The following is a 20,732-nucleotide window of genomic DNA, read 5'->3' on the forward strand; positions in this document are numbered from 1 at the left end:
CGCACTCACAGGTTGTACTGCTTGCGCTTGCGATACAGGGTAGAGGCGTCGATGCCCAGGGTTTTCGCCGCTTGATCCAGCGTGCCGGCAGTGGCCAGCACCGCGCCAATGTGGGCTTTTTCCAACTCGTCCAGGCTCAGCGCCGCGCCGACCCTTGGCGCATTGTTCGCGGGTTGTTCGGCCATACCCAAGTGAGTGATTTCAACACGCTCCTGCGGGCAGATGATGCTCGCCCGCTCGACCACGTTGCGCAGTTCACGAATGTTGCCCGGCCAGCGATAGCCCAGCAGCGCCTCACGGGCCTCATCGCTGAACCCCCGTGCGGGGCGTGCATACTCTTTGACGAAGCGTGCAAGGAAACGGTCGGCCAGGGTCAGGATGTCTTCGGCACGCTCGCGCAGTGGCGGCAGATGCAGAGTGATGACGTTGAGGCGATACAACAGGTCTTCACGGAAGCGGCCATCGCGCACCATGTCTTCAAGATTGAGGTTGGTCGCCGCCAAAATCCGCACATCGGCGCGTCGGGTCACCGGATCCCCTACCCGTTCGTATTCTTTGTCCTGAATGAAACGCAGCAACTTGGGTTGTAACGTCAGGGGAAAATCGCCGATCTCGTCGAGAAACAACGTGCCGCCGTCGGCTTGGTTCACGCGACCCAAGGTACTTTCGCTGGCCCCGGTAAAGGCTCCACGGCTGTGACCGAACAGCTCGCTTTCCATCAATTCCGCCGTCAGCGACGGGCAGTTGATGGTCACGCAGGATTTCTTCTCGCGCTTGCTCCAGCCATGGATCGCCCGGGCCAGTTCACCCTTACCGGTGCCGGACTCACCCAGAATAAGAATGTTGGCGTCGGTGCCCGCCACCTGACGCGCGGTCTCCAGTACGACTTTCATCGCTGGGCTGTGGGAATCGAGACCATCCTTGGGTTTGCGAATCTCGCCCTCGAGCGCTTCCAGACGTGCCGAGAGTTGGCGCACTTCCAGTTGCTTGGCAGTGGCCAGACGCAACTGGTCAGGGCTGCACGGTTTCACCAGATAATCGGCGGCACCGGCCTGAATCGCATCAACGGCGGTATCGACAGCGGAATGCGCGGTGACGATGACCACACGCATCCAAGGTGCCTGAACGCGCATTTGCGCCAGCACGTCGAGGCCATTGTCCTCGCCCAGACGCAAATCAAGGAAACACAGGTCGAACACCTGGCGCTGCAGCAATGCATCGGCCTGAGCCGCGCTGTTGGCGGTGGCCACTGTATAGCCTTCGTCTTCGAGGCAATAACGGAAGGTGCGCAGGATGGCGGACTCATCGTCCACCAGCAGAATGCGGCCTTGATGCTCAGTGGCAGATTCCATTTTTCCTACGCTCCATAGTGATTGGTCTTGAGTTAGTCCCGAAAAAATCGGGCAAGTTGCATGGTTGATTCTGAACGATGCCAGCCATAGGAGGGTAGCTCTCTCATGCCTTTACGGCTAATCCACTGATTTTATTGAATTTTTAAACAATCACCGATTTGCAGGGCGTTCCCTGCGTCCTTTTCTGACATCCACGACCTGCTCTCAATTCAATAAGAATGAAAACTCCTACGAAATAATCGTGCAATCCGCACGACCACAGATGACCCATCGTGCAGGATGCGTCTCCAATTATTTTCAGACTACATTTAAGTTATTGATTTTATTGTATTTTTTTCATTAAAAAAACTGGCATGCAGGCTGCAATACCTCACTCATCCCGGGCAGATCAGAACTGCCCCAACCGAACAAGCGTGAGGAACCCAGGATGACTCGCCAACGTGCCGCCCAAGTGCGTATCTCGCCACTGCATCTCCAGCAAGGCCTGTTTGGCGTACTTGCGCTGTTGATCACGTTGATCGTGTGCCAGCAATACCTGCGCTGGGAAAACAGCCAGAAGCCTGAGCCGCTGATCTCGATCCAGCACAGCACGCAGAAACACTTCAGCGCCGTCAGCAGCAGCCAGGCCGAGAGCGCCTCGATGCGCATGATGGACGTCGATCAAGCGCAGCCACTCAATGAGTTGCCACGCGAAGAACGTTGGGTTTTCTGACGGATTAAACAGATTCGGGCGCAACGCGCCGGAACACGCAACATCCCTAAATAGAGAAGTAAGGAGAATCACCATGTTGAGTTGGGCAATTACGTTCTTGATCATTGCCATCATCGCCGCCGTATTGGGCTTCGGTGGTATCGCGGGCACCGCCACGGGTATCGCCAAGATCCTCTTTGTCGTGTTCCTGGTGATGTTCATCGCTTCCTTCTTCTTTGGCCGTCGCGGCCGAGGTTAACGATGAGTGCGCTTGCGTTTAAGACACTGGCAGCCGCCCTGCTTCTGGGCGGTAGTGCCATGGCGATGGCGGCCAATGATGGCCAGACAAGGGCCAACGAGTTGTTGAGCTCCGATGCGCAATACAGGGAAACCTGGGAAGGCGTGGTGAAGAAGGAAGAGCGCCTGCCGGAGTGGGTGATGAACCTCTCTGGCACGCCTGACCAACAGATGACTGCCGTGACGGAAGATGGCGACAAGTATCTGGTCGGGCCTCTCTGCGAATCCGCAGACAAATGCCTGAACCACCGCTTGATCGTCGCGTTCAGTTTCGACAAGAAAGACGCTTACGCCATGCTCGTCGATGTGCCCGAAGGACTGCCGGCCGACAAGTCGCCAACGCGACATGCCACCTACCGCTTCCTCGGCAATCCCGACGAGGGCATGCAGGATCTGCTGATGGAAACCCTGAAGAAAGATCCGAACTGGTATTAGGTTTCGAACATAAGGGCAGCACCCCCCGCTGCTCTTTATTGCACCTGCCCGAGGAGGGCCGGCGCATGACCAAGGGGCCGGGACGCTCTGACTGTTACAGGGTCGCAGTGACCTACGGGTACAAGGAGTGCCTGCGAGAGGGCCGGGTCAGGGGAAAAAAGCTGCGCCGCAAGTTCGCCAGCCCTCTTTGGCTTGACGGACTTGCGCTGAGCTTTCAAACCATCAAAACGTTGATCCAGAGCGCCCAGCTCATCTTGTCTATCGCTCACACTGCGCGCGAAAACATTACGCGGTGTTTCCGGGCGACCGTATATCGAGAAAGATACCGTTTAAACAGTAGGACTATTGGTCTTGTAACGTAGGCCTTTTCCGAAATTTTACGTCGAAATTCCTCGTTCAAAAAACAACCCACCTTACGCCGAAATGGCCGGTTCACGGCACTTTTGCTGGCTTAAATGGCGTAATCGAACCGATTGGGACGCGAGTTTCAATTAAAAAATCTCATGCCGATTCAGCATAGGGTAGGCGTTTACGGCATTAGACGGCGCAACCTTGCATCGGAATAGTTGCGCCTTTTTTCGCCTGCCGAAGAGCCGTAAATACGCGCTTCGGGGCACCTTATACGGAGGCAGATGCATAGACTTTTCCGCTAAAGAGCGTTCCAGTTCCTGCATGTGCCTGAGTCAAACGCAAGTAAGGGTAAAGATAATGAAGAAGGCAAAAATCAGCCTCGCCTGGCAGATCCTCATCGGTCTGGTTCTGGGTATTGCAATTGGTGCGTTGCTCAACCACTTCAGTGCCGAAAAGGCCTGGTGGATCAGTAACGTCCTGCAACCGGCAGGCGATATCTTTATCCGTCTGATCAAGATGATCGTGATCCCGATCGTCATCTCCTCCCTGATCGTCGGCATCGCCGGCGTGGGCGACGCCAAGAAGCTTGGGCGTATCGGCCTGAAGACAATCGTCTACTTCGAAATCGTCACCACCATCGCCATCGTCGTCGGCCTGCTGCTGGCCAACGTGTTCCATCCGGGCACCGGCATCGACATGAGTACCCTGGGCACGGTCGACATCTCGAAGTACCAGGCGACCGCCGCCGAAGTACAACATGAACATGCGTTCATCGAGACCATCCTCAACCTGATCCCGTCGAATATCTTCGCGGCCATGGCCCGCGGCGAAATGCTGCCGATCATCTTCTTCTCCGTGTTGTTCGGTCTCGGTCTGTCGAGCCTGCAGTCGGACCTGCGTGAACCGCTGGTGAAGATGTTCCAGGGCGTGTCGGAAAGCATGTTCAAAGTCACCCACATGATCATGAACTACGCGCCGATCGGCGTATTCGCACTGATCGCGGTGACCGTCGCCAACTTCGGTTTCGCCTCCCTGCTGCCGCTGGCCAAACTGGTGATCCTGGTTTACGTCGCCATCGCCTTCTTTGCCTTCGTGGTACTGGGCCTGATCGCCAGGCTGTTCGGCTTCTCGGTGCTCAAGCTGATGCGCATCTTCAAGGATGAGCTGGTGCTGGCCTACTCCACCGCCTCCTCGGAAACCGTGCTGCCACGCGTGATCGAGAAAATGGAAGCCTACGGCGCGCCGAAAGCCATCTGCAGCTTCGTGGTGCCGACCGGTTACTCGTTCAACCTCGACGGTTCGACCCTGTACCAGTCCATCGCGGCGATCTTCATTGCCCAGTTGTACGGCATCGATCTGTCGATCAGCCAGCAACTGCTGCTGGTCCTGACCCTGATGGTCACCTCCAAAGGCATCGCCGGCGTACCGGGCGTGTCCTTCGTGGTGCTGCTGGCGACGCTGGGCAGCGTGGGTATTCCGCTGGAAGGCTTGGCGTTTATCGCCGGTGTCGACCGCATCATGGACATGGCCCGTACCGCACTGAACGTGATCGGCAACGCCCTGGCGGTGTTGGTCATCTCGCGCTGGGAAGGCATGTACGACGATGCCAAGGGCGAGCGCTACTGGAACTCCCTGCCGCACTGGCGCAGCAAGGAAAAACTGCCCGCGGGCGAGATCTCCAAGAACTGATTGCTGAACCCTGTGGGGATTGGCTGCTTGTGCCAGTGGGCTTGCTCACACAGGGGATTTGAGTCAGAGCCAAGCATTCATTGCCCCCGCCAGTGATGCACAGACAAACCCCGGACAAAATCCGGGGTTTGTCGTTTCTGGCCACCCCGCTATTATTCGCCGCATCTTCCGAGGGATTTGACTGATGCTTAATGGCCTGTGGCTTGGCTTCTTCGTCGTGGCAGCCGTGTCGGCGCTGGCGCAGTGGCTGATTGGCGGTAATGCCGGGATTTTCGCGGCGATGGTGGAAAGCATTTTTGCCATGGCCAAGCTGTCGGTCGAAGTCATGGTGCTGCTGTTCGGCACCCTCACCCTGTGGCTGGGTTTTCTGCGCATCGCCGAGAAGGCCGGCATTGTTGAATGGCTGGCCAAGGTATTGGGCCCGCTGTTCCTGCGACTGATGCCGGAAGTCCCGCCCGGTCACCCCGCCCTTGGCCTGATCACCCTGAACTTCGCCGCCAATGGCTTGGGCCTGGACAACGCCGCCACGCCCATCGGCCTGAAAGCCATGAAGGCACTGCAGGAACTCAACCCCAGCGCCACCGTCGCCAGCAACGCGCAGATCCTGTTCCTGGTGCTCAACGCCTCCTCCCTGACCCTGCTGCCGGTGACGATCTTCATGTACCGCGCCCAGCAAGGCGCGCCTGACCCGACGCTGGTGTTCCTGCCGATTTTGCTGGCGACCAGTTGCTCGACGATTGTCGGCTTTCTGTCGGTGGCGTTCATGCAGCGTTTGCGGATCTGGGATCCGGTGGTGCTGGCCTATCTGATTCCCGGCGCGTTGATGCTCGGCGCCTTCATGGCATTGCTGGGGACAATGTCGGCCACCGCTTTGGCGGGATTGTCGTCGATCCTCGGCAATCTCACGCTGTTTGGTCTGATCATGCTGTTTCTGGTGATGGGTGCTCTACGTAAGGTGAAGGTCTACGAAGCATTCGTTGAAGGCGCGAAGGAAGGCTTCGATGTAGCGAAGAACCTGCTGCCGTATCTGGTGGCCATGCTCTGCGCCGTCGGCGTGCTCCGTGCGTCCGGAGCGCTGGATTTTGGCCTCGACGGGATCCGTCATCTGGTCGAATGGGCCGGAGGGGACACACGCTTTGTCGATGCGCTGCCCACGGCGATGGTCAAGCCATTCTCCGGCAGCGCGGCGCGGGCGATGCTGATCGAAACCATGCAGACTTCCGGTGTCGACAGCTTCCCGGCGCTGGTGGCGGCGACGCTTCAGGGCAGTACCGAGACGACGTTCTATGTGCTGGCGGTGTATTTCGGCGCGGTGGGGATTCAGCGGGCGCGGCATGCGGTAGGTTGCGCGCTGTTGGCCGAACTGGCCGGGGTACTCGGCGCCATTGGCGTCTGCTACTGGTTCTTCGGTTAGCCACAAATCCCCCTGTGGGTGCGCGAAGAGGGCGTGTCAGGCGACGTATGCATTGCCTGACACACCGCCTTCGCGAGCGAGCCCGCGCCTACAGGGATTATGGATAAGGTTAAAGTCTGGGTGAGGGCGCGAACTGCTGGCCTTGCTCGACCGCCCACGCCACAACCTTCGCGGTCAGGCGATCACTGGCCAGACCAAACCCGGCGACCACCGCCGGCACCTGCACATCACTCAGGGGCTGGCGCTCTTCAAACCGGCGGCTGGCCAGAATGCGCTGGTCATAGCCACGCACCAGCAACGCATCGACCCGCACGACAACGCTGGCCTTATCGCCCTGATATTCAGTCTGAAACGCCTGCAAATTCCCCCCCAGTTCCAGATCCGCCTGGAAGTAGCTGTCATCGGTGCTCAGCAACGTCACCCGGCCATCACGCGTAAAGCCTTCGAGCAGCCGATTGCGCAACAGCACCGGTGCGGGGTCGCTCCAGCGTGACGCCTTGTAGCTGCTGATCATGTTGCCCTGTGGAATCACGGCGATGTTCGGCCGGTTCAGCGCTTCACTGGCCTGCCATTTGTTGAGCCGCAGCGACCAGTGCTGAGTGGCCGCTGAACCGGCCGGCGCAGGCACCTGCGTGGCTGGCAGACGATAAACGTCCGATGGCTGCGACTGGGGCAGGATCGAGCACGACGCGATCAGCGTGCCGATCAAGGTAAAACCGGCGGCGAAGAGGGCGAGTCGAGTCAGCTTCATGGCGTGAACTCCTTGTTCTTGTCACTGCCCAGCAGGTAACCGCTGGGGTTGGCCTCAAGACGTTGCGAGATGGCGCGCAGCGAGGTCAGCGTCTCTCGCAATTCACGGATGGCCGGCGCCAGACCATTGAGGCCCTGCAGGCCGTTGTCGAGGGCATTCTGGTTCTTGCTCAGCAGGCCGTTGATCGTGGCGCTGCTTTGCTCCAGCGACTTCAGCGCCTGCTTGCCCTGGTCGTTGAGCAAACCGTTGGCGTTGCGCATCAGCAGCGAAGTCTGTTCGAGCATGCTGCCGGCCTGTTTGCCGACCGTCGCCAGTTGCTGCATGGCTTGGCGCAGGTCGCCACGCTGATCGTTGATCGAGCCGGTGGTCTGTTCCAGGTGGGCGAGGGTTTTGCTCACGCGCTCGACGTTTTCGGCGGAGAACATCTGGTTGGCGTTTTGCAGCAGTGCGGTGACGCCGCTCATCAAGTCGTTGCTGTCATTGAGCAACCGCGAGATGGGCGAGGGCGACGCGACAATGATCGGTAATTTGCCGTCATGGCCCCGTAGGCTCGGACTGTTTGGCGTGCCGCCGCTGAGCTGGATGATCGAGGTGCCGGTAATCCCGGTCAGGGCCAGTTTGGCCAGGGTGTCTTCCTTGATCGGAGTGTCACCGCCCAGACGAATCCGCGCCAACACCCGGCGGGGATCCTTGGGGTCAAGACGCAGGCTGACCACGTCACCGACCTTGATCCCGCTGTATTGCACCGCGCTGCCCTTGGACAGGCCGCTGACCGCCTCGTTGAACACGACTTCGTAATCCTTGAACTCGCTATCGATACTGGACTTGGCCAGCCACAGGCCGAACAGCAGGGCGCCCGCCACGACAATCACTGCGAACAGGCCGATCAACACATGATGGGCTCGGGTTTCCATATCAGACCTCGTTGAGCAGTTTGGCGGCGTCCAGCGCCGAGCGGCCGCGCGGGCCGTGGAAATATTCGTGAATCCACGCGTCATCGGTTTCCGATACGACGTCAATCGGACCGGCGACCAGCACCTTTTTCTGCGCCAGCACTGCCACGCGGTCGGTGATGGTGTAGAGCGTGTCGAGGTCGTGGGTGACCAGAAACACACTCAGGCCCAACGCATCGTGCAGGGTCAGGATCAGTTGATCGAACGCCGCCGCACCGATCGGATCGAGACCGGCGGTGGGCTCGTCGAGAAACAGGATGTCCGGATCCAGCGCCAATGCACGGGCCAATGCCGCGCGCTTGATCATGCCGCCGGACAGCGACGCGGGGTATTTGTCCGCCGCCGACAACGGCAGCCCGGCCAGCGCCAGTTTCACCGCCGCCAGATGCTCGGCGTCGTTGCGGCTTAACCCTGCATGCTCGATCAGGGGCAAAGCGACGTTCTCGGTCACCGTCAACGAGGAGAACAGTGCGCCTTTTTGAAACAGCACGCCGAAGCGTCGTTCGATCAGCGAGCGCTCATGTCCGGACAGGCTCGGCAGGTTCTGGCCGAATACGTTCACCCGGCCTTCGCTGGGCCGGCGCAGGCCGATGATACTGCGCAGCAGTACCGATTTGCCGCTGCCAGAGCCGCCGACCATGGCGAGGATTTCGCCTTTGTACAAATCCATGTCGAGGCCTTCGTGCACGCTCTGCTTGCCAAAGCGGTTGCACAGGCCACGGACTTCGATCACCGCCTCCGAGGGCGCGCAGGGTGGACGACTCACCAGCCCATCTCCATGAAGAACAGCGCGGCCACCGCATCGAGGACGATCACCACGAAAATCGATTGCACCACGGCGGACGTGGTGTGGGCGCCGACCGATTCGGCGCTGCCGCTGACCTTGAAGCCTTCGAGACAGCCAATCGCGGCGATCAGGAAGGCGAAGACCGGTGCTTTCACCAACCCCACCAGAAAGTGCTGAACACCGATGTCCGATTGCAGCAGCGAGAGGAACATCGCCGGTGAAATTCCCAGCGACAACGCGCAGACCACGCCACCGCCGACGATCCCGCAGAGCATCGCCAGAAACGTCAGCATCGGCAGCGCGATCAGCAGCGCCAGTACCCGTGGGACCACCAGCAGTTCCATCGGGTCAAGGCCAAGTGTGCGGATTGCATCGATCTCTTCGTTGGCCTTCATCGAACCGATTTGCGCGGTGAAGGCGCTGGCGGTGCGCCCGGCCATCAGAATCGCGGTGAGCAAGACGCCGAATTCACGCAGAAATGAAAACGCCACCAGATCGACGGTGAACACACTGGCCCCAAAACTGGCCAGCACCGTCGCGCCAAGAAAAGCCACCACGGCGCCCACCAGAAAGGTCAGCAACGCCACGATCGGCGCAGCGTCGAGGCCGGTCTGTTCGATGTGCGCGACGATTGGCGTAATGCGCCAACGCTTGGGGCGGAACACGCTGCGAGCGATGGTTTCCAGAATCAGACCGATGAAGCCCAGCACTTGCAGGGTGTCCTGCCAGACCGTTTCCACGGCGCGACCGATGCGCGTCAGCAGTTGCACGCTGACGCTGACTTCCGGCTCCTTGATCGGCACGCAGAAATCGGTCAGCGAGCGATACACCGTCTGCAGCAACGCGCGGTCAGCCGGGGAAATCGTACAGTCGGGATGTTCAGCGGATTTGCCCAGGCGCTCGGAACCGAGCAGTTCGACCAGCAAGGATGCGCCAGCGGTATCGAGGGCGCCCAGGTCATTCAGGTCGATGGACGTATGGGCGTCGTATTGGCCGTGGAGCTTTTCGCTCAGTTGCTTGAGGTCAGCGTAATGGGCAAGCGTCCAGTCCCCGCTGACTCGCAGGCGAGCAGGGGTGGTCGATGTGTCGAGTTGGGCACTGCCCGTCGTCGAGCTGCTGGTCATAAACTCCGTGCTTTTCGGCTGATGAGGCTGGCATACGTAATAGCACGAACCCGACTACTTTTCTTTGATCGCTGTGCTGTCGGTGACTTCAAAGCGCAGCACGCCGATCACCTGGCCGTCCTCGGTCAGCACCCGTACCTGCCACTTGCCCGCCGGGTTGCCGGGAAAATTCTGCTTGTGCGTCCACGCCCGGTAGCCTTCTTTACGCCCGCCATGGATGTCGAGAGCAATGCGGTCGACCTCTTTGCCGTTGAACTGCCAGACGTGATAAATCCGCTCATCGAGCCCGCGTGGCGCGTTGATCGCGGTATAGGCGTAGAGGCCACCGCCACGGATCTGCTCGGCGCTGACTTGCTTGAGGCTCGCGCCGGGGGTCCGATCCTGCAACTGCGTGCTGATCGCCACGTCAGTCATCCACAGCGTTGCCGGCGGCACCCACGAGCGCAGCGCCCAACCCACACCGCCGATACCCACGGTGATGCACAGGATCGCCAGCGCATTGCGCACGGTGCGGATCGGGAAGATCGACGCCAGGCTCGGGAACGACAGCAGCACGGCAATGCCCAGCGCCCATTTGAAGCTCTGCGAGGTGGTCAGGTGCATGATCACCGGCAGTGCGGTCAGGAGGGCCGCGAACAGGGTCAGGGTGTGTAGCGCCAGAAACGCCCAGCGCCGGGGCGCCAGCCATTTGTAGTAGAGCGGATCGATGACGGAGATCAGCGCGGCGATGCTCAGCAGCCCGGTGAAGATCAATTGGCTGCTGTTCCACGTCGTGGTGATGAAGAAGAATGGCAGAACGAAAAACAGGCTTTCCTGGTGAATCATCTGCGTGGCGTAACGCAGCAGCGGCTGGGGGATTTCCCGTTTGAAAATCCGCGTAAAAAGGCCAGTGAGGGTGTTTTCCAGCATCAGCCAGATCCAGCTCAGCAGCATGATGATGGTGATCCAGCTCGCCAGCCCTTGCTGGCGGTCGACCAGAATGAAACTGCCGACCCCGGAGATGAAACCACCCAACGCAATGACCCCGGGATAGCGCTTCATCAGTTCGAGAATGCGCTGGATCAGAAGGGTCAGTTTTGGCATGAGGGCGGTTCGCAACAGTCGTGGGAAAAAACCTCGACAGAGTACCGCTCGCACAGCGGTGTGGCGAGGCTGCCGGTCAGCAAAATCACCACAGTCCCCTGTGGAAGCGGGATTGCTCGCGAAGGCGTCGTATCCGTCACTGCATTTGTTGCATGACCCACCGCGTTCGCGAGCAAGCCCGCTCCCACCGGTTCAGTGTTCGGCGGATTTGCGGCGGTGCAAGCGCCATACGATCAGGATCAGCAGCAACACACCCAGTCCACCCGCCGCCAGCCACAACACCTGATCATCACTGATCAAAGGCTTCTCGATACGCAGATACCCCGGTTGCAGCAACAACTCGCGCATGGCCTTGTTCGCCGTTTCCAGCGTCACGCCTTGCAGTTCGCGGGCGGGATTGGCGAAGCGGCCGTCCTCGTAGTCGCCCAGCGCACTCCAGTAGTAATCGGCCATCGCGCTGTTGCCTTGCACCGCCCAGGCCTGATGGGCGATGGCCGCCTGTTTGATGCGGGCGAAGGTGGCCGGATCGAGACCATTTTTCAGCAGGTCGGCCTTGATGTCTTCCAGCACCTCAATGGCTTCATCGACGTTATCGCGATCAAGGTCAGCATTGAGGCTCATGAACCCGACGCCCCCAAACACTTCGCGCTCGGCCCACGGCCCATAAGACAAACCATGGTTGAGACGAATCTGTCGGTACAGCGCCCAGTCGAGGTAGTCCTTGAGAATGTCGAACGTCTCGTCGTACTGACCGTCCAGCACCGGCTCTGGCACCAACCAGTGCAACTTGGCGCTGTCGCCGATAAAACCGCGTGTGAGGGTGCGCTCATGGGCGGCGCTGGTGCGGATATCCGGCAACGGCCGGTGCTCACTGGGCTCGACCGCATCAAGCGCGCCCCACGTCCGCTCCAGATAGGCCGGCAGCAGTTTGTCGAGCTCGCCGACGACAATCAGGGTCATGTTGTTCGGCGCGTACCAGGCTTTGCGCACCTTCTCCAGTTGCGCCTGGGTCAGATGTGCGACTTCGGCGCGCTGCGGGCATTTAAGGCCCAGCTCCACCGCCAATTGATTGCTCGCGCTGTGCCCCAGATCCTGGCGGTCGAGAAAGCGGCGCAGGCGCGTGTAGTGGCCGCCGTCCTCACGCTCGACCACACGTTTGGCGGCGTTGATCGCGTTGTCGTCGATGCGGGTCTGTGTCAGCAGCGCCAGCAGCAGGTCGAGTACCTTGCGCTGGTTTTTCGCCGGAGCTTCGATGACGAAGGTGGTATCGGCATTGCTGGTGAAGGCGTTCCAGTCACCGCCCAGGGCCTGCATGCGCTCTTCGAGGCCACCTTCGCCGGTGGCGTCAATGCCACTGAACAGCAAGTGTTCAAGCAGGTGCGGCAGCTCTTTTTCATCGCAGTCAAAATCATCAAGACCGACGCCGACCACCAGCCGGATCGCGACATGCCCGCGCTCGGTGCCGGGTTTGAGCAACAACTGCAAACCGTTGGGCAGCGCATAACCTTCGACCTGAAAACGATCCAGGGCCAAGGAAGGGAGTGAACCGAGCAACAGACAGGCGAACAACAGGCAACGCATAACAGGCTTCCGTACGGCTGATTTGGAGATCCGTGTCGTCAGGCAGATGGCCTTTGCGAGCAAGCTCGCGAAGGCGTCCCTGAGGCTGAACGCTGAGTTACTGACTGACCTTAGCCGCAGACGTTCAAGGCGAATGCGTAATGTCGGCCATTTCATCCGCCGCCAGCGCCCCGATGTCCGCCGTTTCCAGCACTACATAAGCGCTGCTGCAAAACAGCGAATTGAGCCGTTTCATGTCGGCAATCAGCTCCAGGTGCAACGAACTGGTTTCAATACTCTGCACGATCTTGCGTTGCAAACGGCTGACGTGGGCATGGGCCAAACGGCGTTCCTGTGCGCGGAAGCGCCGTTTCTCGCGCAGCAACTGGCGAGCGCTTTCCTTGTCGCCGCTGAGAAACACCGACAACCCCAACCGCAAGTTGGCGATCAGTTGCTGTTGAAGCCCGGCCAGGTCCTCCAGCCCTTCCTCGGAAAACGAACGGCGTTGCGAGGTCTTCTGCTGCTGGACCTTGCGCAGCATGCGCTCGATCAAGTCACAGGCCAGTTTGAGGTTGATCGCCAGTTCAATGATCTCCGCCCAGCGCCGACTGTCCTGCTCGCCAAGATCCTCGCGGGGCATTTGCGCCAGGTACAGCTTGATCGCGCTGTACAGCGACTCTACGTCATCGGTCATCCGACGCATGTCCTGGGTGATCGCCGTTTGCTTGCCGCGCAACACATCGAGGGTCGCGTCGAGCATGTTGTCGAGCAGATCGCCCATGCGCAGGGTTTCGCGCACGGCGTTGGCCAAGGCCAGGCTTGGCGTGACCAGCGCGGTCGGGTCAAGGTGACGTGGTTTGGCGGTGCCGTTGACCTCAGGCCGTTCCGGCAGCAGCCAGGCGCACAAACGCGCCATCGGCCCGACACTCGGCAGCAGGATCAGACAGCGTGCGGTGTTGTAGAGCAGGTGGAAGCCGATGACCATTTCCTGCGGGCTGAAATCCAGACTGTCGATCCAATGCACAAGCGGGTCGAGCACCGGGATGATCAGCAGCAGGCCGATCAGTTTGTACAACAGGCTGCCCAGCGCCACTTGCCGGCCAGCGGCGTTCTGCATGCTGGTGCTCATGAACGCCAGCACGCCGCTGCCGATGTTGGCACCGATCACCAGGCCAATCGCCACCGGCAGACTGATCACGGCGGCGCCGGCCAAGGTAGCGGTCAGAAGCACAGCGGCGAGGCTGGAGTAGGAAATCATCGCAAACAGCGCGCCGACCAGGGCGTCGAGGAGGATGTCGCCGGTCAGCGAAGCGAAAATCACCTTCACCCCTTGGGCGTGGGTGATCGGTGCAGCAGCCTCGACGATCAGTTGCAGCGCGAGAATGATCAGCCCCAAACCGATGCTGACCCGGCCCATTTGCCCGAGCCGCGTCTGTTTGCGCGACAGAAAGAAAATCACCCCAAGAAAAATCAGCAATGGCGACAGCCAAGACAAGTCGAACGTCAGCACCCGCGCCATCAGCGCGGTACCGACATCGGCGCCGAGCATGGTCGCCAGCGCCGGCGTCAGCGCCATCAGCCCTTGGCCGACGAAAGAGGTGACGAGCATCGCCGTGGCGTTGCTGCTTTGCACCATCGCCGTGACGACGATGCCCGCAACAAAGGCCAGCCAGCGCTTGGCCATGTTCTGGCCGATGACATGGCGCAGTTGGGTGCCATACACCCGCAGGATGCCGGTTCGGACGATGTGCGTGCCCCAGATCAGCAGGGCGACGGCGGAAAGCAGATTGAGCAGGGTGAGCATGCAGACCCCCTGTAATGGCAGCGCCCCAGAGAGGCAAATTGACGGTACCGCGCGGTTTCTACGTTTTTGATACTTAAGCTGTAGTTGGCTAACGGTCTGGGCGCCAGCATTGCACAGCTAAAACCATGATTGAAACACAAGTGTCATGAACAGCACTTCACCGGCACCTCCCTGCTGGAGTGAGTGTTAGCCAACGTACAAAACAACTGTGGGAGCGGGTTTGCTCGCGAAGGCGGCGTATCAGTCGACAATAATGTTGGCTGATCGACTGCATTCGCGAGCAAGCCCGCTCCCACAAGGGGTGTTGCGTGTTGCTGGACTAGCGGGTTACTGCCCCGGAATGTCCTTGCGCAGTTTCACCGGATCTTGCTGCTTCTTTTTGGCCATCGCGCCGCGCAGTTTGATGTTGATCGCTTCCACCGCCAGCGAGAACGCCATGGCGAAGTAGACGTAACCTTTGGGTACGTGCACGTCGAACGATTCAGCGATCAGTACCGTACCGACCACCAACAGGAACGACAGCGCGAGCATCTTCAGCGACGGATGTTTGTCGATGAATTCGCTGATCTTGCCCGACGCCGCCATCATCACCAGCACCGCGACGATGATCGCCGCCACCATCACTGGCACATGGGACACCATGCCGACCGCGGTGATCACCGAGTCCAGCGAGAAGACGATGTCGATGATCGCGATCTGAATAATGGTGTAGAGAAAGTTACCGCCCTTGCCCGAAGGCTCGTCGCCGCTTTCGTCTTCACCTTCCAGCGCGTGGTACATCTCCTGCGAGCTTTTCCACAGCAGGAACAGCCCGCCGAAGAACAGGATCAGGTCACGCCCGGAGATGCCCTGGCCGAACACTTCGAACAGGTCGGCGGTGAGGCGCATGACCCAAGTGATCGACAGCAGCAACAGGATCCGCGTGATCATGGCCAGGCCAAGACCGAAGATCCGGGTGCGCGGCTGCATGTGTTTGGGCATGCGGCTGACCAGGATCGAAATCATGATGATGTTATCGATACCCAGGACAATTTCCAGGGCGGTCAGGGTAAAGAAGGCAACCCAGATTTCGGGGTTGGTCAGCCAATCCATGTGTATTCCTTTGAGCGTGTGTTAAACCGAAAAAGGTCCTGGCTTCAAACCACGAAGCCAGGACCGCAAACGGTGAGTCTTGGGCTTATAGAGTGCTGAACACCGGGAAAGTCCCGAGCAGCAGTGCAGCAATCAGAATGCAGATACAAACCAGGATCGCCCATTTGAGGGTGAACCGCTGGTGGTCGCCAAAATCAATCCCGGCCAGGGCCACCAACAGATAGGTCGATGGCACCAGCGGGCTGAGCAAGTGAACGGGCTGACCGACGATCGAGGCCCGGGCCATTTCCACGGCGGTGATGCCGTAGTGACTGGCGGCTTCGGCCATCACCGGCAACACGCCATAGTAGAACGCGTCGTTGGACATGAAGAACGTGAACGGCATGCTCACCAGTGCCGTGATCACGGCCAGGTAAGGACCGAGGAAATCCGGGATCACCGCCAGCAGGCTCTTGGACATCGCATCGACCATGCCGGTGCCCGACAGGATACCGGTGAAGATACCCGCCGCAAAGATCAGCCCGACCACTGCCAGCACACTGCCGGCGTGAGCCGCGACGCGATCCTTCTGCATTTGCAGGCAAGGATAGTTGACGATCATGGCAATACTGAACGCCACCATGAACAACACCGGCAGCGGCAACAGGCCAGCGATCAGGGTGCACATCAGGCCGAAGGTCAGGGCGCCGTTGAACCAGATCAGCTTCGGACGACGGGCGTCCGGGAACTGCGAAACGCTGATTTCGCTGTGATCGATCTCATCGTCGATCAGGTGCAACTCACCCAGACGCGCTCGCTCACGTTTGCCGTAGAAATAGGCAATGAGCAGAATCGCCACCACACCGGCCGCCATGGCCGGAATCATCGGCACGAAGATGTCCGAAGGGTCGACGTGCAACGCACTGGCAGCACGGGCGGTCGGGCCGCCCCATGGCGTCATGTTCATCACGCCACCGGCCAGGATGATCAGGCCGGCCATGATTCGCGGGCTCATGCCGATGCGGCTGTACAGCGGCAGCATGGCGGCCACGCAGATCATGTAAGTGGTCGCGCCGTCACCGTCGAGGGAAACGACGAGCGCCAGTACGGCGGTGCCGACCGAAACTTTCAGCGGGTCACCCTTGACCAGTTTGAGGATCTTGCGCACGGCCGGGTCGAACAGACCGGAGTCGATCATCAGGGCGAAATAGAGAATGGCGAACATCAGCATCACGCCGGTCGGCGCAAGCTTGGTGATGCCTTCGAGCATCATCGGACCGATCTTCGGCGCAAAACCACCGAACAGGGCAAACAGGATCGGGATGATGATCAGCGCAATCAGCGCGGACAGGCGCTTGGTCATGATCAGGAACATGAACGTGATGACCATGGCAAAGCCAAGGAAAGTCAGCATGGGAATACTCCGGGCGTAGCGCGGCTAATGGAATGAGCGGATCGGGCGGGATCAGCGCAGAGCGGGCAGCACGAGACGTACGGACGGAGTGACAGCGCGGAGGCGGGCTACAGAGGACATCAGAATCACCATTGTTGTTGTTAATTGGGCCGTTCGTGCGGGTATCACACGGATTGGCCAACCGGTCTGTTGCCGGCAGTGGGGGCGATCCTAATGGGGGAAGCTTTCAGCCAGCTTTCGTGGGTGAAAGCTTTGAGTGAACGGTCAACCGGCCCGCCGAATGCGGCGGGCGTCATCAAAAAACAGCCAGATTCAGCGGCCTCATGGCGCCCATCCAGATCGCATGCTCGGTGTGATCAAGCAAATCATCGCCCGTGTCCGGGTGCAAAAACACCACCAAGCCTTTGCGATTGAGCGCCAGCCAGGGCAGTACTTCACCGATCAGCTCCGGGCCGAAGGCCAACTGGCAACTCCAGTCGGGGTGCGGGCCGACCGGGCGTTCGTGGACGCGGCCCATTTTCAATGGAAACAACGTAGCGGCTTGCTCGCATAACGCGCGTGCCTGGTCGATGGAGGCGGCGTCGAAATAGACGTGGGCGTGGTAGCCCTTGATCGGTTGCATCTGAAGCCCTCGCAAATCGGTTCGAACCCTCGGCGTTGCCCGCATGTCACACGCCATAGAAGGGACAAGAAAAGGGATCAGCCATGAAAAATGCCGAAACCCCAGCGGTTAAAGTGGTGCTCTATGGTGCCATGGCCAGCCTGGGCGGTGCGTTGATGGCTGAGTTGCTGCGTCGTCAGCATGAAGTCATCGCCATTCTCGACGATTTGACGGCGCTCGCGCCGCGTCCGGGGTTGCGTACAAAAAGTGGCGATCTGTTCGATGCCGAGCGGGTCAATCAAAGCGTTGCGGGAAGCTCGGCGGTGATTTGCCTGCTGGATGCGCCGGGCCTGCCGTTGAGCAGCGATCACGTCGAAAGGTCCATCGTGCTTGGGCCGGTGGAACAGGTGCTCGCGGTCGACGCGCTGGTCGATGGCCTGCAATTGGCCAATGTTTCGCGGCTGTTTCTGGTGGGCGATTTCGCCGTGCTCGACGAACCGGACCTCGACGATCGCCTGCAACGCCACGCCGCCGAAGAAATCCGTGAGGCCCTGCAAAGCAGTCCGTTGCAATGGACATTGGTCAATGCGCCCCATGGCGTCGCGGGGCTGACCGTTGAGCATTTCAGCCAGGTTGGAGGCCATCTGGAGCCGGGGCTAACCGAACCGCTGGAGCGTTTGAACCGGGTCGCGGTGGGGATTGCCGATGAGCTGCGCTTGAATCTGCATGTCGGGCAGCATGTGAATTTTGTGGCGACCGGCCAATAGGTTCTAGATGGCAATGGACGGCAGTGCGAGTCCATTGAGCGATTCTGCACTGCTGGCCTGTTCCTCCATCAACCAGTCAACAAACAGTTGAATCAGCGCCCCCCGCCGTTTGCGTTGCGGCAGAACGACGTAATAGCCCAGCCGTGACAGCGTCGTTTCGGCAATCGGGCGACAGAGCAAACCCTGAGTCAGCAAGTTATCCACAAGGTGCCGCCAGCCAATCGCCACGCCTTGCCCGCCAATCGCCGCTTGAATCAACAGCGTGTAATTGTCGAAACGCAGCTGCCCCGGTGCCGGCGGCGTGGTGATGCCCAATTGGCGAAACAAACCACTCCAGTCAAACCAGTTGCTGCTGTTTTCACCGCGCAAGTGCAGCAGGGGCAATTCCAGCAACGCCTGAGCAGGCAAGGGCGCCGGGCGATCCTTGAGCAATAGTGGACTGCACACCGGGAACACTTCTTCGCTGAACAGCCAATGGCTCTCGCCCTGTTTAAAGCGGCCGTCGCCAAACAGGATCGCCACGTCGATGTCGGTGCGCAGCATGTTGTGGTTACGTTCGCTGGTGACCAGGCTGACATCGACGTGGGGATTGGCTTCGTGGAAGCGGTGCAGACGCGGCATCAGCCAATAGGCGGCGAAGGCGAAATCGGTGGCGACCTGCAGCACCTCGTGTTGCTGCTGTGTGCTGATCGCGCTCAATCCTGCGTCGATATTCTGCAAACCAAGGCTAACTTGCTCGAACAGGATCATGCCGACCTCAGTCAGTTCGATGCCCCGGTAGATGCGATCAAACAGGCGCGTACCGAGCTGCTCCTCCAGTCGTTTGATCTGTTGGCTGATGGCCGGTTGCGTGGTGCCCAACTCAACCGCTGCCGCAGTAAAGCTGCGATGGCGCGCGGCGGCATCGAAGGCACGCAACAGGTCGAGAGACAGATCGCCTAACGCTTCATACATAAGCAGAGCTTATCCCAGTCATTGCCCGGCATGGGCTTTACCCGATAGAGCATGGACTCCAAGCTTGATCGCAGCAATGTCGCATAAATATTCACTATGGAATGCCGCGATCACATGAAGCGCAAGAATATTCTTTTCATCATGGCCGATCAGATGGCCGCGCCAATGTTGCCGTTCTACGGCCCTTCGCCAATCAAACTGCCGAATCTTTCGCGCCTCGCCGCCCAAGGCGTGGTGTTCGACGCCGCTTACTGCAACAGCCCATTGTGCGCGCCGTCGCGTTTCACTCTGGTCAGCGGTCAATTGCCGAGCAAAATCGGTGCTTACGATAACGCCGCCGATTTCCCCGCCGACATTCCGACCTACGCCCACTACCTTCGCCGTCTCGGCTACCGCACCGCGCTGTCGGGCAAGATGCATTTCTGTGGCCCCGATCAGTTGCACGGTTACGAAGAACGCCTGACCAGTGATATTTATCCGGCCGATTACGGTTGGTCGGTGAACTGGGATGAGCCTGACGTGCGGCCGACCTGGTATCACAACATGTCTTCGGTGCTGCAAGCCGGGCCCTGCGTGCGCACCAACCAACTCGATTTTGACGAAGAAGTGGTGTTCAAGGCCCAGCAATATCTTTTCGATCACATTCGCGAGGACGGCGATCAGCCGTTTTGCCTGACGGTGTCGATGACTCACCCACACGATCCGTACACAATTCCCAAGGCCTTCTGGGATTTGTACGACGATGGCGATATCCCGCTTCCGACAACGCCGGATCAACATTCACTCGACCCGCACTCGCAGCGCCTGCTCAAGGTTTACGACCTGTGGGACAAGCCGCTGCCTGTGGATAAGATTCGCGATGCTCGGCGTGCCTACTTCGGCGCTTGCAGTTATATCGACGCCAACGTCGGCAAACTCCTGCAAACCCTTGAAGACACAGGGCTGATGGACGAAACGATCATCGTCTTCTCCGGCGACCACGGCGACATGCTGGGCGAGAAAGGCCTCTGGTACAAAATGCACTGGTACGAAATGGCCGCCCGCGTGCCCCTGTTGATCAGTGCGCCTGGCCAGTTCGAGGCCGGGCGCATCAGCGCTGCCGTATCGACCGCAGACCTGTTGCCAACCTTCGTCGAACTGGCCGGCGGCACCCTGGAGCCGGGCCTGCCGCTGGATGGCCGCTCGCTGGTGCCACACCTGCAAGGGCAGGGCGGCCATGACGAGGTATTTGGCGAATACATGGCCGAAGGCACCATCAGTCCGCTGATGATGATCCGCCGTGGCGCCTGGAAATTTATCTACAGTGAAAGCGACCCTTGCCTACTCTTCGACGTAGGCAACGATCCGCGCGAGTTGGAAGAACTCAGCCAATCGCCGCAACATCACCAGCTATTCGACGATTTTCTCGCCGAGGCACGGGCCAAGTGGGACATCCCCGCCATTCACCGGGCTGTCCTCGCGAGCCAGCGTCGCCGCCGTTTTGTCGCCGATGCATTGACCGTCGGCAAACTGAAGAGCTGGGATCACCAGCCGCTGGTGGATGCCAGTCAGCAGTACATGCGCAACCATATCGACCTCGATGATCTGGAACGCAAAGCACGTTATCCACAACCCTGCCAAAACCAATAACGTTA

General features: G+C 59.7%; 19 protein-coding genes. 7 read left to right on the forward strand and 12 right to left on the reverse strand.

The window, feature by feature from the left end:
* Positions 1–5: 5 nt before the first annotated feature.
* Entirely contained in the window at positions 6–1,352 is a 1,347-nt protein-coding gene (gene algB / locus AACY50_RS15585) for a sigma-54-dependent response regulator transcription factor AlgB (protein ID WP_047597026.1), read from the reverse strand.
* Positions 1,353–1,779: 427 nt separating this feature from the next.
* On the opposite strand from algB, the gene AACY50_RS15590 reads away from it, so the two are divergent.
* The 5 genes from AACY50_RS15590 to AACY50_RS15610 all read left to right on the forward strand — a co-directional run bounded on the left by AACY50_RS15590 (position 1,780) and on the right by AACY50_RS15610 (position 6,229).
* On the forward strand, positions 1,780–2,064 hold the full coding sequence (locus AACY50_RS15590; protein ID WP_339432358.1) for a hypothetical protein: 285 nt from the start codon (positions 1,780–1,782) through the stop codon (positions 2,062–2,064).
* 73 nt (positions 2,065–2,137) lie between these two features.
* The gene (locus AACY50_RS15595) at positions 2,138–2,302 is read left to right on the forward strand and encodes a DUF1328 domain-containing protein (protein WP_003177151.1); all 165 of its coding nucleotides are present in this window, start codon (positions 2,138–2,140) and stop codon (positions 2,300–2,302) included.
* Positions 2,303–2,304: 2 nt separating this feature from the next.
* Positions 2,305–2,775 (forward strand): inhibitor of vertebrate lysozyme family protein, encoded by a 471-nt coding sequence (locus tag AACY50_RS15600; protein ID WP_339465411.1) that lies wholly within the window; start codon positions 2,305–2,307, stop codon positions 2,773–2,775.
* A gap of 708 nt (positions 2,776–3,483) precedes the next feature.
* Positions 3,484–4,815: a glutamate/aspartate:proton symporter GltP gene (gltP, locus tag AACY50_RS15605; protein WP_339432356.1), complete on the forward strand. Its 1,332-nt coding sequence runs from the start codon at positions 3,484–3,486 to the stop codon at positions 4,813–4,815.
* 184 nt (positions 4,816–4,999) lie between these two features.
* Positions 5,000–6,229, forward strand: coding sequence for a nucleoside recognition domain-containing protein (locus AACY50_RS15610; RefSeq protein WP_221732258.1), 1,230 nt, complete (start codon positions 5,000–5,002; stop codon positions 6,227–6,229).
* A 109-nt stretch (positions 6,230–6,338) separates the two neighbouring features.
* Here AACY50_RS15610 and AACY50_RS15615 read toward each other — a convergent pair whose 3' ends face one another.
* The 10 genes from AACY50_RS15615 to AACY50_RS15660 form a co-directional block, all read right to left on the reverse strand.
* Entirely contained in the window at positions 6,339–6,980 is a 642-nt protein-coding gene (locus AACY50_RS15615; protein WP_339432354.1) for an ABC-type transport auxiliary lipoprotein family protein, read from the reverse strand.
* A complete protein-coding gene (locus tag AACY50_RS15620; RefSeq protein ID WP_339538812.1) occupies positions 6,977–7,894 on the reverse strand; it encodes an MlaD family protein in 918 nt (305 codons plus the stop codon). Before AACY50_RS15620 ends, AACY50_RS15615 begins: the two co-directional genes overlap by 4 nt.
* A gap of 1 nt (position 7,895) precedes the next feature.
* On the reverse strand, positions 7,896–8,699 hold the full coding sequence (locus AACY50_RS15625) for an ABC transporter ATP-binding protein (RefSeq protein ID WP_339538813.1): 804 nt from the start codon (positions 8,697–8,699) through the stop codon (positions 7,896–7,898).
* Entirely contained in the window at positions 8,696–9,844 is a 1,149-nt protein-coding gene (locus tag AACY50_RS15630) for an ABC transporter permease (RefSeq protein WP_339465405.1), read from the reverse strand. The genes AACY50_RS15625 and AACY50_RS15630 overlap by 4 nt, the downstream gene beginning before the upstream one ends.
* Positions 9,845–9,898: 54 nt before the next feature.
* Entirely contained in the window at positions 9,899–10,927 is a 1,029-nt protein-coding gene (locus tag AACY50_RS15635) for a DUF5924 family protein (protein ID WP_339432350.1), read from the reverse strand.
* A 192-nt stretch (positions 10,928–11,119) separates the two neighbouring features.
* Positions 11,120–12,508, reverse strand: a complete 1,389-nt coding sequence (locus tag AACY50_RS15640; RefSeq protein ID WP_339538814.1) for a M16 family metallopeptidase — start codon at positions 12,506–12,508, stop codon at positions 11,120–11,122.
* A 124-nt stretch (positions 12,509–12,632) separates the two neighbouring features.
* Positions 12,633–14,291 (reverse strand): Na/Pi cotransporter family protein, encoded by a 1,659-nt coding sequence (locus AACY50_RS15645; RefSeq protein WP_339432348.1) that lies wholly within the window; start codon positions 14,289–14,291, stop codon positions 12,633–12,635.
* Between the two features lie 327 nt (positions 14,292–14,618).
* Positions 14,619–15,383 (reverse strand): TerC family protein, encoded by a 765-nt coding sequence (locus AACY50_RS15650; protein ID WP_221732250.1) that lies wholly within the window; start codon positions 15,381–15,383, stop codon positions 14,619–14,621.
* Positions 15,384–15,468: 85 nt separating this feature from the next.
* Positions 15,469–16,776, reverse strand: a complete 1,308-nt coding sequence (locus AACY50_RS15655; RefSeq protein WP_339465404.1) for a CitMHS family transporter — start codon at positions 16,774–16,776, stop codon at positions 15,469–15,471.
* A gap of 295 nt (positions 16,777–17,071) precedes the next feature.
* The gene (locus AACY50_RS15660) at positions 17,072–17,398 is read right to left on the reverse strand and encodes a DOPA 4,5-dioxygenase family protein (RefSeq protein WP_339432345.1); all 327 of its coding nucleotides are present in this window, start codon (positions 17,396–17,398) and stop codon (positions 17,072–17,074) included.
* 83 nt (positions 17,399–17,481) lie between these two features.
* Between AACY50_RS15660 and AACY50_RS15665 the strand changes: the two genes are divergently transcribed.
* Positions 17,482–18,144 carry an NAD(P)-dependent oxidoreductase gene (locus AACY50_RS15665; RefSeq protein WP_339432344.1) on the forward strand — a complete coding sequence of 221 codons (663 nt, stop codon included), beginning with the start codon at positions 17,482–17,484 and terminating at the stop codon, positions 18,142–18,144.
* A gap of 3 nt (positions 18,145–18,147) precedes the next feature.
* On the opposite strand, the gene AACY50_RS15670 is transcribed toward AACY50_RS15665, so the two are convergent.
* Positions 18,148–19,098 carry a choline sulfate utilization transcriptional regulator gene (locus tag AACY50_RS15670; RefSeq protein WP_339432343.1) on the reverse strand — a complete coding sequence of 317 codons (951 nt, stop codon included), beginning with the start codon at positions 19,096–19,098 and terminating at the stop codon, positions 18,148–18,150.
* Positions 19,099–19,212: 114 nt separating this feature from the next.
* On the opposite strand from AACY50_RS15670, the gene betC reads away from it, so the two are divergent.
* Positions 19,213–20,727, forward strand: a complete 1,515-nt coding sequence (betC, locus tag AACY50_RS15675) for a choline-sulfatase (RefSeq protein WP_339538815.1) — start codon at positions 19,213–19,215, stop codon at positions 20,725–20,727.
* The last annotated feature ends 5 nt before the right edge of the window (positions 20,728–20,732 follow it).

This window comes from Pseudomonas sp. RA_15y_Pfl2_54 (genome assembly GCF_963971015.1).
GTDB classification, from domain to species: domain Bacteria; phylum Pseudomonadota; class Gammaproteobacteria; order Pseudomonadales; family Pseudomonadaceae; genus Aquipseudomonas; species Aquipseudomonas baetica_A.

What these genes read in the sequence shown, in the direction of transcription:
- algB (WP_047597026.1), bottom strand. Translation starts at nt 1,352, where the DNA reads ATGGAATCTGCCACTGAGCATCAAGGCCGCATTCTGCTGGTGGACGAT.
- AACY50_RS15590 (WP_339432358.1), top strand. Translation starts at nt 1,780, where the DNA reads ATGACTCGCCAACGTGCCGCCCAAGTGCGTATCTCGCCACTGCATCTC.
- AACY50_RS15595 (WP_003177151.1), top strand. Translation starts at nt 2,138, where the DNA reads ATGTTGAGTTGGGCAATTACGTTCTTGATCATTGCCATCATCGCCGCC.
- AACY50_RS15600 (WP_339465411.1), top strand. Translation starts at nt 2,305, where the DNA reads ATGAGTGCGCTTGCGTTTAAGACACTGGCAGCCGCCCTGCTTCTGGGC.
- gltP (WP_339432356.1), top strand. Translation starts at nt 3,484, where the DNA reads ATGAAGAAGGCAAAAATCAGCCTCGCCTGGCAGATCCTCATCGGTCTG.
- AACY50_RS15610 (WP_221732258.1), top strand. Translation starts at nt 5,000, where the DNA reads ATGCTTAATGGCCTGTGGCTTGGCTTCTTCGTCGTGGCAGCCGTGTCG.
- AACY50_RS15615 (WP_339432354.1), bottom strand. Translation starts at nt 6,980, where the DNA reads ATGAAGCTGACTCGACTCGCCCTCTTCGCCGCCGGTTTTACCTTGATC.
- AACY50_RS15620 (WP_339538812.1), bottom strand. Translation starts at nt 7,894, where the DNA reads ATGGAAACCCGAGCCCATCATGTGTTGATCGGCCTGTTCGCAGTGATT.
- AACY50_RS15630 (WP_339465405.1), bottom strand. Translation starts at nt 9,844, where the DNA reads ATGACCAGCAGCTCGACGACGGGCAGTGCCCAACTCGACACATCGACC.
- AACY50_RS15635 (WP_339432350.1), bottom strand. Translation starts at nt 10,927, where the DNA reads ATGCCAAAACTGACCCTTCTGATCCAGCGCATTCTCGAACTGATGAAG.
- AACY50_RS15640 (WP_339538814.1), bottom strand. Translation starts at nt 12,508, where the DNA reads ATGCGTTGCCTGTTGTTCGCCTGTCTGTTGCTCGGTTCACTCCCTTCC.
- AACY50_RS15645 (WP_339432348.1), bottom strand. Translation starts at nt 14,291, where the DNA reads ATGCTCACCCTGCTCAATCTGCTTTCCGCCGTCGCCCTGCTGATCTGG.
- AACY50_RS15650 (WP_221732250.1), bottom strand. Translation starts at nt 15,383, where the DNA reads ATGGATTGGCTGACCAACCCCGAAATCTGGGTTGCCTTCTTTACCCTG.
- AACY50_RS15655 (WP_339465404.1), bottom strand. Translation starts at nt 16,776, where the DNA reads ATGCTGACTTTCCTTGGCTTTGCCATGGTCATCACGTTCATGTTCCTG.
- AACY50_RS15660 (WP_339432345.1), bottom strand. Translation starts at nt 17,398, where the DNA reads ATGCAACCGATCAAGGGCTACCACGCCCACGTCTATTTCGACGCCGCC.
- AACY50_RS15665 (WP_339432344.1), top strand. Translation starts at nt 17,482, where the DNA reads ATGAAAAATGCCGAAACCCCAGCGGTTAAAGTGGTGCTCTATGGTGCC.
- AACY50_RS15670 (WP_339432343.1), bottom strand. Translation starts at nt 19,098, where the DNA reads ATGTATGAAGCGTTAGGCGATCTGTCTCTCGACCTGTTGCGTGCCTTC.
- betC (WP_339538815.1), top strand. Translation starts at nt 19,213, where the DNA reads ATGAAGCGCAAGAATATTCTTTTCATCATGGCCGATCAGATGGCCGCG.